Below are 15,348 nucleotides of genomic sequence, written 5' to 3' on the forward strand. Positions count from 1 at the left end.
CGGCGGATGCTCGCCGTGCGCTCGAGGGCGCGTTCAGCTCGCCACTTCCCCGTCCGTCCTTACTATGGAGGTCATGGACCACGCACCGCGCGCCGCTGTGCCACGGTTCCTGCGTGCCTGTGCACGCCGGGTTGTCCCTGCGACGCTCCTGGCGTCGCTGCTGGCGCTCGGGGTCACCGGGGGCGCGTCAGCAGCACCCACGAGCCAGCCCGCAGGGGCCACGACGAGCGTCGGAAGCGCGATGGTCGGGACGGCCACGGTCGAGCCGCGGGCGATCGCCGACGCCCCGGACGGACAGGTCTCCATCTACGCCGCGCCCGCTGACGGTGGGCTCGTGCAGCCCGGCGGTCCGCTGGTCGTCGAGCTGGTCGTCGTCAACAAGACCGATGCAGAGCTCGCGCCTGCGCAGCTCGAGCTGTCCGTCGGCTCGTCCACGATCGACACGAGGTTCGCGCTGGATGCGTGGAGCGAGTCGAGCAGTGAGGCTGAGCTCGACCGTCTTGACCTCGTCGCAAGCCTCGGCTCCGGCCCGATCGCCGCAGGTGAGACCACCACCGTGAGCGTCTCGGTTCCCGCTGACGGCCTCCCCTTCGCGGCAACCGACGACTTCGGTCCGCGAGCCATGGCGGCGGCACTCGTGAGCGGCGACTCGAAGCTCGCGCAGGCTCGTTCGACGATCGTGCTCAACGGGGTTGCGGCCGCTGAACCCACCCTCGTCTCAACCGTCGTCCCCATCACCTCCGGGCTGCTCGCCGACGCAGATGAACCGCTGCTCAGCGTCGACAGCCTTCTCGAGCAGACGGCGCCAGGTGGGCGCCTCGACGAGATCCTGAGCGCGGTGGAGGCCAGCCCGAACGCCACCGTCGCCATCGATCCGCGCCTCCTCGCATCCATACGCGTCCTCGGCTCGGCCGCGCCCGAGTCGGCGCTCAGCTGGCTCGACCGCCTGACGGCGCTGGAGAATCAGACGTTCGAGCTGCCGTTCGCTGACGCGAGCCTCACGCTCCAGTCGCAGTGGGGTGCGCAGCAGCCGCTCGAGGTCACGAACTTCGACTTCGACATCGACCCCGCGAACTTCGCCGACCCGGCAGCCACGGCGACGCCGACGCCGACCCCAACGGCTACGGAGACGACCGACACAGGGACCACAACCCCCTCGGAGGACGGCGACGCCGACACGTCGAACGGCGTCGACGCATCCGCCACCCCCGAGGCAACTGATGCGGAGTCGCCCACCGCATCCCCCACCGAGGAAGCCGAGCCTCTTGCGCCTCCGCTTCCCACAACCGAGAGCCTCGTGAGCTTCCCGTACTCCATGAGCGGAGTCGTCTGGCCGCAGGCGGGCACGGTCCAGTCGACCGACCTCGACAAGTTCCGCGGCTGGGGTGGCGAGTCGATCATCCTGGATGACACCAACGCGGGTGTGAGCGCCGACGCGGACTTCACGGAGAGCGCGCAGGCCACCGTCGCGGGGTGGAACGCGGTCGTCGCCGAGAAGATCCTGGATGACGCGTTCGACGACGCCGTGCACGCGACGACCGACGAGGAATGGAATGAGGCGGCGACCCGTATCGCGACGCTGCTTGCCGTGGTCACGCGCGAGCTGCCCTACGAGCCGCGAACGCTGGTCGGCACGGTCACGCGGGACGAGTTCGACGGCGAGCGCCTCGCGCAGACGCTGCAGTTCGTGGATGGACTCACCTGGGCCGCCACGACACCCCTCACGTTCCCCGGAGACGACGACACCGATCGCCGCGAGGCCTCGCTCATCGACGGAAGCGTGGGCGAGACCGCGTTCAACCGGATGACCGGCGTCATGCAGACCATCGAGCGCGCCCAGGTCATCTCGACGATCTTCGACGACCCGCTCGACTACAGCGACCCGGTCCGCACGGCAGGCGTCGGGGCCCTGTCCACAGGGTGGGCGAATGACCCGGCAGGGGCGCAGACGGCAGTGAGCGGTCTTCGCGACCACGTCACCTTCACGGAGTCGAACGTGCAGCTCGGCGACACAAGCGAGGCGCTCATCGTCGGCCGCGACACCGAGCTGCCGCTCTTCGTCTCCAATGCGGTCAAGGACCGAAAGGTGACCGTGCTCGTCGAACTCAGGCCCACCACGGGTGCGGTCGAGACCGGCGACGCCGTGGCACTGTCGATCGAGCCGAACTCCATGTCCCGCGTCGGCATCCCGATCACCGCCATCGCCAACGGCACCACCTACGTCACCGTCAACGTCATGACACCCGAGGGTGAGCCGCTCGCCTCGACGAAGCAGATCCGACTGGATGTGCGCGCCGAGTGGGAGAGCATCGCCATCCTCATCGCGAGCATCGGCCTCGCCGTCCTCTTCATCGCCGGCCTCGTGCGCACCATCCGTCGCCGGCGGGCGGCGGTGGCCGGGTCCGCCCCGGACGACGACACCCGGGCAGAACCGGAAGCTGACGTCGACACGGACGCCGTCGACGCGACCGAGAGCACCAAGGAGTAAGCATGGCTCAGGGCATCGCTCGGGCGAGCGCGCTCCTGGCATCCGGCACGATGGTGTCGCGCGTGCTGGGCTTCGTGAAGGCCATCGTCATCGCGCAGACCATCGGCGTCATCGGCGTCTCCGCAGACGCGTTCGCCGGTGCGAACCAGCTGCCGAGCAACATCTACTCGATCATCTCGGTCGGCCTCCTCAACGCCGTCATCGTGCCGCAGGTCGTGAAGGCGGCCAGGCACGAGGATGGCGGCCAGCTGTACGTCAATCGACTCGTCACGCTGGCCATGGTGCTGCTCGGCGGGCTGACCATCCTCGCGACCGTGGGCGCCCCCATCATCGGCGCGCTCTACGGCGCGAGCCTCAGCTCGGAGCAGCTCGGGCTCCTCGTGGCCTTCGCGTACTGGTGCATGCCGCAGATCTTCTTCTACGGCATGTACGCCGTGCTCGGCGAGATCCTCAACGCGCGCGGCCTGTTCGGACCGTTCGCGTGGGCACCCGTCATCAACAACGTCGTCGGCATCGCGGGGCTGCTGCTCTTCAGCTCCGTCTTCGGCGCCGACCCGACGGGCACCGGGCGCAACATCGACTCGTGGGACCCGACGATGATCGCCATGCTCGGCGGCACCGCGACGCTCGGCGTCGCCATGCAGACCATCGTGCTGCTGTTCTTCTGGCGTCGCGCGGGGCTCCGCTTCGGCCTCGACTTCCAGTTCCGCGGCACCGGGCTCGGCCAGGTCGGCAAGCTCGCCGGTTGGACCCTCGGGATGCTGCTGGTCATGCAGCTCGCGGGGCTCGTCGAGACGATCGTCGCCTACCTCGCATCCGGCGAGAACGCGTCGATCGCGGCTATGCAGAACGCGTTCCTCATCTTCGCGCTCCCACACGCCGTCGTCGCCGTCTCGATCGCCACGGCCTTCTTCACGCGCATGAGCGTGGCCATCAGCGACGACAGGCCCCAGGACTTCATTCGCGACCTCTCCGAGGGTTCGCGACTCATCGGCATGTTCCTGCTGTTCTCCGGGTTCGGTCTCGCCCTCGTCGCCGTGCCCTTCGCGCGGATCTTCGCGACGACGGATGCCGGCATCAACTCGATCGCGGCGATCCTCATCGCCTTCCTGGTCGGCCTCATCCCGTTCAGCGGGCTGTTCATCGTGCAGCGTGCGTTCTACGCGCTCGAAGACACCAAGACGGTGTTCTTCGTGTTCCTGTTCACGGTTCCGCTGCACATCTTCGGCATGGCGCTCGCCGCCATCGGCCCTGTCGAGTTCATCGTCGTCGGGCTCGCCCTCATGCAGTCGATCATGTCGACGCTGCGACTCGCGATCCTCCTCGTCATCCTCAGGAAGCGGATGGGGCAGCTCGACTTCGCGAACATCACCCGCTCCTACGTGCGCTTCACGGTCGCCGCCATCGCCGCATCCATCCCGGCGCTGATCGTCATGGTCCTGCTCGGCACGTTCCAGGAAGACGGCTTCCCTCGATCCGGGATCTTCCAGGCCCTGATCTCCTGCGCCATCGGTGCCGGCATCATGGCCCTCTTCTACTTCCCGCTGCTCTGGGTGCTCAAGTCGCCCGAGTTCCGCGGCTTCGCGAGGCCAGTGCTCGCCCGCTTCGGCGTCAAGACCGGTGGGCCCTCCAGCGCAGCACGCGGCGAGGACGACGAGGGCGACCTCGACGCCGACCTCCTGGCGACGTTCCCCGACACCGCCACCGTCTCCGGCAGCGACTCGGCACCGACGCCCTGGAACCTCGCATCCGAAGAAGCTGAGCCGGACACTGCCGAGGAGCGCAGGCAGGCCGAGGAGCAAGAGCAACGTGAGGAGCGCGTCAACGCCGCCTCCTGGGCCTTCGGGGGCGCTACCGAGGACCTCTCGACCGCCGGCATCATCCTGCCCATGCACTCGCGCACGACCGAGATCCCGAAGGTCGGTCGCACGGAGCCGCCGCGCACACGTCGCGAACGCCGCGAGGAGGAGCGCCGGGCCGTGATCGAGCTGGCAGCCCGCCGAGAAGAGGAAGCGCGCCTCGCCCGCGAAGCCCGGGACGGCACCGATGACGGCGATGGGCGCGGTTCACCACCTCGTCCGAAGGAATAGTCGCTAGTCTCAACGCGTTTGCCTGTATGTCGAGCCGCGATTCCCGCGGTCCGAAGAAGTGCGGAGGACTCATGCGGAACGTCATCATCATCGGCTCCGGCCCCGCGGGCTACACCGCCGCCATCTACGCGGCGCGCGCGGGCCTCAAGCCGGTTGTCATCACCTCGAGCGTCGAAGTCGGCGGCGAGCTCATGAACACGACCGACGTCGAGAACTTCCCCGGCTTCCCCGAGGGCATCATGGGGCCCGAGCTGATGGAGCGCATGCAGGCGCAAGCCGAGCGCTTCGGCGCCGAGCTCGTCTACGACGACGTCACCTCCGTCGAGCTCGACGGTGACGTCAAGCGGGTCTCCACCTCGTACAGCGGAGACTTCGAAGCGCGCACCGTCATCATCTCCACGGGGTCCGCGTACCGGAAGCTCGGTCTCGACGCGGAAGCCCGTCTCTCCGGCCGCGGCGTCTCCTGGTGCGCGACCTGCGACGGCGCGTTCTTCAAGGACCAGCACATCGCCGTCGTCGGCGGCGGCGACTCGGCCATGGAGGAGGCGACCTTCCTGACGCGCTTCGCCAGCAAGGTCACGATCATCCACCGCTCCGAGAACCTGCGCGCGTCGGTCATCATGCGCGAGCGCGCGGAGCACAACCCGAAGATCGACTGGATGCTCAACTCCCGCATCGAGGACATCGCCGGCGAGGCCAGCGTCGAGGGTGCGAGCGTGCTCAACACCGCGACCAACGAACGCACCGAGCTGCCAGTCACCGGCGTGTTCGTCGCCATCGGCAACGACCCGCGCATCGAACTGTTCAAGAACATCCTCGACATCACCGACGAAGGCACCATCTGGGTCGACGGCCGCTCCTCGCGCACCAGCATCCCCGGCGTCTTCGCGGCCGGCGACGTCATCGACCCGCACTACCGCCAGGCCATCACAGCCGCAGGGTCCGGCACGGTTGCCGCATTGGACGCCGAGGCGTACCTCGCCGCGCAGCCCGAGCCCATCGCGGACGAGTCCGAGCAGCAGGCAGCAGCCGCGGTCACCGAGAACGAGACCGTCATCGTCTGACCCGCTGGTGCCGCATCCGCTCAATCCGGGCAGGCACTCCGCGCCGAACACCATCCACCACGAAGCACGACAACTCCCACGGAGGTACCAATGTCAGAACCGATCGTCGCCACCACGGCGAACTTCGACCAGATCGTGGCAGACGCCCCAGGTCCCGTCATCGTCGACTTCTGGGCCCCCTGGTGCGGCCCGTGCCGTCAGGTCGCGCCTGTGCTCGACCAGATGAGCGAAGCCCACGAGAACCTCTCCATCGTCAAGGTGAACGTCGATGACGAGCCCGACCTGGCCATGAAGTTCCGCATCACGAGCATCCCCGCCCTCAAGCTGTTCTCGAACGGCGAGGTCGTCAAGGAGGTCGTCGGCGCGTACCCGCGCGCGGCCCTTGAGAAGCAGTTCGCCGACTACCTGGGCTAAGCCGCAGAGCTAGGTCACGCAGATATGGCGCGAGCGCCCATCACCCCCGCGACGAGGGCGCTCGACGCAGCCGGGGTCGAGCACGTGGTTCATAGCTACGTGCACGACCCCGGCGTCTCTGCGTTCGGGGCGGAAGCGGCCGAGAAGCTCGGCATCGACGAGGCACGCGTCTTCAAGACGCTCGTCGTGCAGCTGGATGACAAGCAGCTCGCGGTCGCCGTGGTCCCCGTCAGCGGGTCCCTCGACCTGCGCTCCCTCGCCCATGCGGCCGGCTGCAAGCGCGCGGCCCTCGCCGACACGGCGCTCGCCGAGAAGCGCACCGGATACGTGCGCGGTGGCATCAGCCCGTTCGGGCAGCGGATGCGCCTGGCCACGTACCTCGACGAGTCCGCGTTCGCGCATCCCACCATCTTCGTCTCCGGTGGTCGGCGCGGCCTCGACATCGAGGTAGCGCCCGGCGCTCTTCTGCACGCTACCGAGGGCCAGCGCGTGCCGATCGCGCGCGACTGACCCCGGACGCGGCAGGGCCATGCAGTCCACTTCCTGCATGCGGTTCGCGATGGAACTCTTCGCTCGGGCGTATCCTGGGATTTCGACTCTCGCGAAGGAACCCCGTGACGCATCCAGGAGACGTCGGCCCGCAGACAGGCCGCAACCTTGACCCGTGGTACACCAGCTACGCCGACCGCACCGCCGGTCTGGCCGCCAGCGAGGTCCGAGCCCTCTTCGCCGTCGCCTCCCGACCCGAGGTCGTGTCTCTCGCCGGCGGCATGCCGTTCGTGAAGGCGCTCCCAGAGGAGCTCATCCACTCTGCCTTCACCACGATGATGCGCGAGCACGGCTCCGAGGCGCTGCAATACGGCGGCGGACAGGGCATCCCCGAGGTTCGAGAGCAGATTCTGCAGGTCATGAGCCTCGAGGGCATCAACGATGCCTCCGCGGATGACGTCGTCACGACGACCGGCTCGCAGCACGCACTCGACCTCGTGTCGAAGCTCTTCCTCAACCCCGGCGACGTCGTCCTCGCGGAGGCACCCAGCTACGTCGGCGCGCTCGGCACGTTCAAGTCCTACCAGGCGGACGTCGCGCACGTCGCGATCGACGACGACGGCCTCATCCCCGAAGCGCTAGAGGAGACCATCGCACACCTGCGCGCCGAGGGCAGGACCATCAAGTTCCTGTACACGGTCGCGAACTACAACAACCCCGCCGGCGTCACCATGAGCCTCGAGCGTCGCATCCGGGTGCTCGAGATCTGCAAGCGCGAGCACATCCTCATCCTCGAGGACAATCCGTACGGGCTTCTGTACTTCGACAAGCCCGGCCTCCCCGCGCTGCGTTCCATGGACGCCGAGAACGTCATCTACCTCGGTTCGTTCTCGAAGATTCTCTCGCCCGGCCTGCGCGTCGGCTGGGCCCTGGCACCGCACGCCATCCGAGAGAAGCTGATCCTCGCCGTCGAGGCGTCCATCCTGTCGCCGTCGACGTTCAACCAGTGGGTGGTGACGGAGTACCTGCGGCAGAGCGATTGGCAGCAGCAGATCGAGGGGTACCGTGCCGTGTATCGCGAGCGCCGCGACGCCATGGACCAGGCCCTCAACGAGCATCTGCCGCAGCTCAGCTGGACCAAGCCAGACGGCGGTTTCTTCGTGTGGGTGCGCCTCACGGAGCAGCTCGACTCGAAGCAGATGCTGCCTCGCGCCGTGAAGGAACTCGTGGCCTACACGCCGGGCACCGCGTTCTTCGCCGATGGCCGTGGCCGCCACGAGATGCGCCTCTCGTTCTGCTACCCCACTCCCGAGCGCATCAAGCTGGGCGTGCGACGCCTCGCGAACGTGATCAATGGCGAGCTCGACCTCGTCGAGACGTTCGGCACATCGACGCGCCGCGGGCCGGACGAGGACCGCGTCAACATGCCCCCGCCGAACATCTCCTGACCGCGGCACCTGCCTCCTACGAAGGGAACCCCATTGAGCATCGAGGGCCTGCACGTCGTCATCCTCTCCGGCGGCATCTCGCATGAGCGAGACGTGTCGCTGCGCTCCGGTCGGCGCGTTGCGGATGCGCTCAGCCGCGCAGGCGCGGACGTCACCATCCGCGAGCCTGACGCGTCTCTGCTCGGGTTCCTGGAGGAGACGCAGCCCGACGTCGTGTGGCCGCTGCTGCACGGCTCGAGCGGCGAGAACGGAGCCCTTTACTCGCTGCTCCGGGCCGGCCGCTTCCCGTACGTCGGCTCACGGCCGACCTCCGCGCGGCTTGCCTGGAACAAGGCGACCGCGAAGGCTATCGCGAAGCGCGCGGGCCTGGCGACACCCCCTTCCATCGTGCTCGAGAACAGCACCTTCCGCGAGCTGGGAGCTGAGGCGGTGATGCGCCTCATCGCGCGCGGAATCGAGCTGCCAGCTGTCGTGAAGCCCGTCGAAGGCGGCTCCGCGCAGGGCGTCACGTCGGTGACGTCGTTCGAGGAGCTCCCGCAGGCGCTCGTCACCGCGTTCACCTACGACGACACCGTCATCATCGAGAAGCGCATCGAGGGCCGTGAGGTGATGGTCGGCGTGCTCGACCTCGACGGCGAGCCCCTCGCGCTCCCCGCGGTCGAGGTCGTCGCGAACAACGGCGTGTACGACTACGAGGCTCGCTACAACGCCGGTGAGACGACCTACTACGCGCCGGCCAGGCTCTCCGAGGACGAGGCCGCGCGCGTCAGTGACGCCGCACTCCTGGCGATCGCGAGCATCGGGCTGTCGGACATCGCCCGTGCGGACTTCATCGTCGACGAAGCGGGTGTTGTCTGGTTCCTCGAAGCCGACCCGATTCCCGGACTCACTGAGACCTCGATCGTGCCGCTGGGCATCGAAGCGGACGACTCGGAGTTGAGCGCCATCTACGCGCAGCTGGCCGCCGCGGCCGCCGCGCGCGGGCCGCTCGAGTAGCTCCACACCGAGCCTCGGACAACGGAGCGGGTGGATGAGCCGCAAGGCGCATCCACCCGCTCCGTTGTCCGTGCGGTGTTCTCAGCGCTTCATGCGGCTACTTGCCGGGCGCGGACTCGCCGAGTTCTTCAAGGATGCGGTTGAGATCGGCGATCGAGGCGAAGTCGACGACGATCTGCCCCTTGGTACGGCGCAGGGTGACCTTGACGCGGGTGTTGAGCCGGTCGCCGAGCTGCTCGCCGATCTCGTCGAGGTAGCCGGTGAGACCGCTGCGTGGTTCCTTGTGGATGGGTGCCTGCGTGTCGGCCTTGGCGCTGCTCGACTTCGCGGCGGCCGCCTCAGCGGATCGAACGCTGAGGTCTTCGTTGACGATCTTGTCGGCAAGCTGCTGCATCGCAGCGGGTTCCCCGGCGCTGAGGATCGCGCGTGCGTGACCGGCTGAGAGAACTCCGGCCGCGACACGACGCTGGACTTCCAGCGGGAGGCGGAGGAGGCGCAGCGTGTTGCTGATCTGTGGACGCGAACGGCCGATGCGTTCTGCGAGCACCTCTTGGGTGATCCCGAAGTCGTTGAGCAGCTGCTGGTACGCCGATGCTTCTTCGAGCGGGTTGAGCTGACTGCGGTGCAGGTTCTCGAGAAGCGCGTCACGCAGCATGACGTCGTCTTCCGTGTTCCGGATGACGGCGGGGATGCTCTCCAAACCTGCGGCCTTCGTCGCGCGCAGGCGACGCTCGCCCATGATGAGCTCGAAGTCGGCCTCATCCCGCAGCGGATGATCGGCAGGGATGGGGCGCACGACGATCGGCTGGAGCACGCCGAACTCCCGAACCGACGTGATGAGCTCCTGCAGCGCATCTTCGTCGAACTCCGTCCGAGGCTGGTGCGCGTTCGGAACGATGCGGTTCGGATCCAGAGCCCGCAGAGTGGCGCCGGGGATCTCAACGAGGCCGTCGGTGTCTTCGTCCTCGGTTGCGTCATCGAGGCCTTGGTTCTCGGCAGTTGCGGCGGCCGTCGCAGTTGCGGTGTTGTCGAGTGTTCCAGCCGCTGGCACCGCTGAATCGATCTTCCTCGATTCAGTAGCGTCCGTCGATGCGGTTGTTCCGATCGTGTCGGCCGACACGGCGGCTTCGTCATCCACGGGCGGTGTGGCGGTGGTGCGCGCTTTCGATGCCACTGTTGCTGTCTTCTTTGCTGGTGCCTTGTCTGGCCCGGTCTTCCTGCCGGTACCGGACTTTGCCGTCGCGGCATCCACTGCGGGCACCTTTGCTCGGGGAGCGCGCGCGGGCGTCGCCCGCTTGGGTGTGGCGGCTGCGGGCTTCTCCGAAACCGGAGTCGCCGTCGAGGCGTCCTCCGGCGCTCCGTCTGTGTTCGTCGCAGACCCGGCTGCATTGGTGCGTGACGATGCAGTGGTTGGGTAGGCCGGTGTCTCGCTGTCGAAGAACACGTCTGAAGGGCGCGAGGCGCCTCTGTCTGAGGTCGGGATGAGAGCGCCGATGCCTCGTCCGAGTCCGGTGCGTTTCTTGGTTGCCATGGTGGTTATGCTCCTCGCTGGGCGATTTCGACGGCCGCCTCGAGATACGCGATCGCGCCGGTCGAGGTTGGTTCGTGGGAAATGATGGTCTTGCCGAAGCTCGGGGCTTCGGAGATGCGCACGGTGCGCGGTATGGCGACCTTGAGCGTTTCTTGCGGGAAGTGCTCGCGAACGTCAGCGGCGACTTCCTGGGAGAGGTTGGTTCGCCCGTCGTACATCGTCAGCAGGATCGTGGTCAGCCGAAGCTGCGGGTTGAGGTCCTGCGAGAGGAGGTTGAGGTTCGAGATCAGCTGACCGAGTCCTTCGAGTGCGTAGTACTCGCACTGGATGGGGATGAGCACCTCTCGAGCGGCGACGAATGCGTTGATCGTCAGCAGCCCGAGGGAGGGAGGGCAGTCGATGAAGATGTAGTGGAACTCTTGCTCAGTGCCGGTGGTCTCGTCGAGGAGGGCGGCGATGGCCTGTCGGAGTCGGTAGTCGCGCTTGTCGAGGTTGACGAGCTCGATCTCTGCGCCTGCGAGGTCGAGCGTGGCCGGGACGCACCACAGCGTGTCGATATCAGGGCACTGTTGCATCAGCTCACGCAGTGGCTCGCCGTCGAGGAGCGCTTCGTATGTGCCAGCGGTTTCTCCGCGGTGTTCGATGCCAAGGGCCGTGGAAGCGTTGCCCTGGGGGTCCAGGTCGATCACCAGGACCCGGGCACCGAGGGTAGCGAGAGCCGCGGCCAGATTGACGGCGGTCGTCGTCTTACCCACGCCGCCCTTCTGGTTGGAGATCGTGAAGATCCGCGTGTGGTTGGGGAGGGGAACTTCCTTCTTGACCAGGCTTTTCCTGCGCTGGTTCAGCTCAGACAATGCTGTCGCGAGCGGTGAATCGTCGAGCCCCGACGCTGGTGGCGTCGCTGCGTCGCCGGCAGATGAAGCTTTCAAGAATGCTCTCCCTCAAGTAGACGTCTCAATTGTGCCTCACATCCACAATGGAAACGCGGCGACGCTCAGAGTTGTGGAATCGCCGAGTCTGGTCGCGCCGGGCCAGTTTCACGTGAAACACGGGACTCTACTTCAACCTCAGCCACAGGGTTCGGTTGTCAAGTTAGTGCGGGGAGCAGAGTCAACACGGTCGGTGCTCTCTCGTCCCCGTTTGAAGTCGCGAAGATTCGGAAGGGGTGAAGAGCTGAGCTCACTTCTCACGGGGGTCCGGTCGGGGCCATAGTTTTCGTGTACGCACACTGGATCTCTGTCGCGTGGGAATGCGTCGCCCTTCCTCGGGCCGCGAGGCCAGACTCGCAATCGGATGAAAGACCCAGCACGCACCGTCAGGAGTTGATGAAGGGGTCTGGTCAGTTCATGCCCGTTTCACGTGGAACGGGAGGCAAGCGCATGAATATTCGGATCTAGACCACGGCGGGGTGGCTGAAGCAATCTTCCTCCCGGAATGGCAAGGAGTCTCTGCGCAGGTGCGCACCGCACAGGGGCCGGTCGCACCGGTCAGGATAAACGAGATTAGAACTGAAGTGGACGGGGCTCTCTCTCATCCCTCTCCATGCCCGCGAAAGCTTGCCTTCCACTCAGGCCCAGGATAGGAACCGCCCGGAATGTAGGCCTGGGACCGGCGGCCACGGAGCCCCGGAGCCGCACCACCGGCCTGAGTAGGCGCGGCCGCACGGACTGAGAGATGAGCAGATGGGGGCATCAAGACGGACGGTGCGTCTTGGCCCCGTGGCTTACAGCCTGGAGTTTCACGTGAAACAAGCCCGAAAGCGCAACTTGACTAGAAACCTCTCTTCCGAAGCTCCGGTCAATGCGTACGGACTCCGCATGCCGCCAAGCCCTTCACACCCCTCGCTTTCGCACCACGCAGCGCCAGAAGTCGAGGTTCGGCAGCTCCATGAACACGCCTGCCCGCCCGAACGTATTGCCACGACCGAGCGTTCCACGTGAAACCTCCGGTGGTGAGAGCGCGGATGCGAACGCGCTGCGGAATGCACACTAGCGGTAGAAGTAGAACCCCGCGCCAAGATCGTGATCTCGCCTGACCGAATCGGGGATCGACGACACTCAAGGGTCGAGCGACCCAGCGAGTTTCCGAACCCGTGTCAGCCCAGTGCATTTCGTGACTGCGAACCGCGCTTGAGCTCAGAGCGCTAATTGCTAGGGATAACCCGCAACTACTGGCACTGACTCTGGCACATTAGTTGCGCCACGAAGTCTCGAAGCAACAGAGTCATCAGAGTCGTGCAGCCGGTTGCGCCCACCTCGCAACACCTCACACAGACCGCCATCTCTGTGCTCCAGGTCCAGGGCAAGGATCCACCCACGTCCACGTCCCACGCAAAGGACATGAATGTATAGAACGGTTCGCCCGAGTCACTCCCGGCTCACCTGGCCCGACTTCTGCATGATCCACCTAGAGCTCGCTCCGCTCTGGACAGGGAGTGGTGGGATGCAGTCTTGCCCGGCCCCGGCCCCAGCCCAAGCCCAAGCCCAAGCCCAAGCTGCTTCGTGCTCAGATCGGGATCAAGACCGAGAGATGACCGCATGCCTCGGCATTGAGTTCACCGATGGACAACCCGATGCGGCGTCGTTCCACGTGAAACATGTCGAGCATCGCGCACGGTGAAGTCCTACGTTGGGGCAAGCAAATACTCTGGCAGCAGCAGAGGAGCGTGGGTCGATGCGTGGTAACTCGTGCCGACTCATGGGCCCGCATGTTGGCACTGACTGCCCCGACCTGGTACTCCCAGTCCAGTCCTCTGCTTGCGTGTCGCACAGCCTGGCCCTCGCAGGCTACGGCACACAACACATTGGGCTGTCTAGTTCGCACACCACCAGCCGGCCTCGTTTACTCATCCCAGGGTTGGAGCAGTTCTGCACGCGCTCTTGCGGTGCGATTCGTGTCAACTAGTACTCGCCCTCTTGGTACCGCACGGGCTCCGATCTTTCACCTGGAGCGGCCACGCGCTGGACGTGTACGTGTGTGAGCGAGATCTCACCCCAGGCACCATTCGTCGGCAATCCCGGCCTGGCTGGCACCAGCACTCGATAGACCAATGATTCTCCCGCCTCCCCTGGATGAGGTTCCCTGGCGTGTATTGGGTGGCGTCTGGCAGGAGGAGCGAGTCGGAGAAGGGACAGGTCGGTGCGCGCCAGTCCCAGTCGGTCTATTTCTGGTTGTGCCCACCTCCTCTGTCTTGATGTCGGCCGCTCGGCGCCTCAGTCGCGAAGGAAGTTCGTACCGATCACGCACCCCACGGGCCAGCCCTTGGGAGCATGGAGAACTCTTCTGCCCAACCAAGACGAGTTCAGACGACGCAGGGTCTGTCTGTACTGGATCCGTTTCACGTGCAACGCGTTGCCTCCCCTACGTCGTCCCGGCCGGCAGCGCCCCAACGCTGAGCCGTGCGGCGATTCTGCTCCCTCGATCGGAGTCGGCCACTCTGTGGGCCAGAAAACGTCGAGCGGGAAGTGTTCTGCGGGTGTCCTCCACCGTACTCAACCGGAGCGAAGACCCATCCCAACTCACACTCAGCAGCAGGCCCATCCATCCAGATGAGTTGAGACTCCTTGGATTGTCCGACGACTGTTGGGCATGCGGGTGCCTTGTGCCCCTCCCCAGTTCTAGCAGGTGCCAACATGACCCATGACATGACCCCCTCCACCAGACGGATCCAGGCATAGCTACCTTGTCCCCGCACCGGCGCTCGAGGCACAGTACAAGTACATTGGACCGCCCAACAATGAGAAGAAGACAGCGACCGCTCACGCAACTGCCCGTTCTGCTGGATACGTCAGCGCCGCCCATGCTCCGCGGCCTTCCTGGGTTTGAAGGAGTTCCTGGGACCCTGCTGAGCGGGACCCCGTCCGGCCTGCTCGATGTGCAGGGCGGGGAGTCACACACAACCAGCGTGCACGCCGGGCCGGTCAAGTCGCGCCCCGCCGTTACGCGGCGTTCAAGTTCAACATATGGTCGGCGCGAAGTTTCACGTGAAACGACTACTGACCGGGAGCCCGACCCGGAGTGTAGGCCGCCGTTTCACGTGAAACAGACGCCGGGAACCCGGGCATCCACGCGCTCGAGCCCGGGCCTCGGCTCCGAATCATGGCTTATGAGAGGGGCCAAGCCGGTGGAACGGCACCGACCACAGCTCTAGCCCCCCACGCCTCGGTGAGCGTGAGCGTGAGCGTGAGCGTTGACGTTGACGTTGACGTTGACGTTGACGTTGACGTTGACGTTCGCGTTCGCGTTCGCGTTCGCGTGAGCATATGTAGGCGCGGGCGTAGGCGAGCGTGCGCCTAGGCGCAGGCGTGCGCATGGGTGTGGACGTCGAGTCAGACGCAGACGCAGACACAGGCACAGGCACAGACGTACACGTAGACGTAGGCATAGAAGTAGACGTAGGCGTAGGCGTAGGCGTAGGCGTAGGCGTAGACGTAGACGCGTGTGTGCGCGTGGCGTGGGGCGTGGGGCGTCCAGGAGTAGACCTCGTCGACGTAGCCAGGACGTGGACGTAGACGTAGACGTACGTGGACGTGGACGGGACGTGGACGTGGGCCTGCCGATCCGAGCTCAACAGAACAACGGCATCACGTGGATCCTCGGTGGGCTGAGGGATGAGGGGCTAGTTGTTTCACGCGAAACAGAGAAGCTGACCACCGTCAGCGTCCACGTGAAACGGAACCCCGTCCCGGGCTTCTGCAATGCGAACACGAATCACGAGGCGTGGCCGTTTCACGTGAAACGGTCAGTCAATACCAACTCCCATTCGTCAGAAGTGGACCAGGACCAGGGACCGGCAACAGCCTCGGGCATCGGTCTCGGTGCGGAAGTG

General features: G+C 66.0%; 9 protein-coding genes. 7 read left to right on the forward strand and 2 right to left on the reverse strand.

The features are described 5' to 3' along the window. Positions 1-73 precede the first annotated feature (73 nt). The 7 genes from C5C17_RS16195 to C5C17_RS16225 all read left to right on the forward strand — a co-directional run bounded on the left by C5C17_RS16195 (position 74) and on the right by C5C17_RS16225 (position 8,989). Complete coding sequence (locus C5C17_RS16195; protein ID WP_104254417.1) at positions 74-2,488, forward strand: DUF6049 family protein; 2,415 nt, start codon at positions 74-76, stop codon at positions 2,486-2,488. Between the two features lie 2 nt (positions 2,489-2,490). Further along, a complete protein-coding gene (murJ, locus tag C5C17_RS16200) occupies positions 2,491-4,578 on the forward strand; it encodes a murein biosynthesis integral membrane protein MurJ (RefSeq protein WP_104254418.1) in 2,088 nt (695 codons plus the stop codon). 71 nt (positions 4,579-4,649) lie between these two features. After that, positions 4,650-5,642 (forward strand): thioredoxin-disulfide reductase, encoded by a 993-nt coding sequence (trxB, locus tag C5C17_RS16205; protein ID WP_104254617.1) that lies wholly within the window; start codon positions 4,650-4,652, stop codon positions 5,640-5,642. A gap of 90 nt (positions 5,643-5,732) precedes the next feature. Continuing rightward, positions 5,733-6,056, forward strand: a complete 324-nt coding sequence (gene trxA / locus C5C17_RS16210; RefSeq protein WP_104244011.1) for a thioredoxin — start codon at positions 5,733-5,735, stop codon at positions 6,054-6,056. A 24-nt stretch (positions 6,057-6,080) separates the two neighbouring features. Continuing rightward, on the forward strand, positions 6,081-6,566 hold the full coding sequence (gene ybaK, locus C5C17_RS16215; RefSeq protein WP_104254419.1) for a Cys-tRNA(Pro) deacylase: 486 nt from the start codon (positions 6,081-6,083) through the stop codon (positions 6,564-6,566). 104 nt (positions 6,567-6,670) lie between these two features. Further along, positions 6,671-7,993 (forward strand): PLP-dependent aminotransferase family protein, encoded by a 1,323-nt coding sequence (locus C5C17_RS16220; RefSeq protein ID WP_104254420.1) that lies wholly within the window; start codon positions 6,671-6,673, stop codon positions 7,991-7,993. Between the two features lie 33 nt (positions 7,994-8,026). Further along, on the forward strand, positions 8,027-8,989 hold the full coding sequence (locus C5C17_RS16225; RefSeq protein ID WP_104254421.1) for a D-alanine--D-alanine ligase: 963 nt from the start codon (positions 8,027-8,029) through the stop codon (positions 8,987-8,989). A 97-nt stretch (positions 8,990-9,086) separates the two neighbouring features. Here C5C17_RS16225 and C5C17_RS16230 read toward each other — a convergent pair whose 3' ends face one another. Both C5C17_RS16230 and C5C17_RS16240 read right to left on the reverse strand, forming a co-directional pair. Next, entirely contained in the window at positions 9,087-10,127 is a 1,041-nt protein-coding gene (locus tag C5C17_RS16230) for a ParB/RepB/Spo0J family partition protein (protein WP_374953926.1), read from the reverse strand. A gap of 398 nt (positions 10,128-10,525) precedes the next feature. Then, entirely contained in the window at positions 10,526-11,449 is a 924-nt protein-coding gene (locus tag C5C17_RS16240; RefSeq protein WP_104254422.1) for a ParA family protein, read from the reverse strand. Between the last annotated feature and the right edge of the window lie 3,899 nt (positions 11,450-15,348).

This window comes from Pseudoclavibacter sp. RFBA6, from assembly GCF_002931575.1.
GTDB classification, from domain to species: domain Bacteria; phylum Actinomycetota; class Actinomycetes; order Actinomycetales; family Microbacteriaceae; genus Pseudoclavibacter; species Pseudoclavibacter terrae.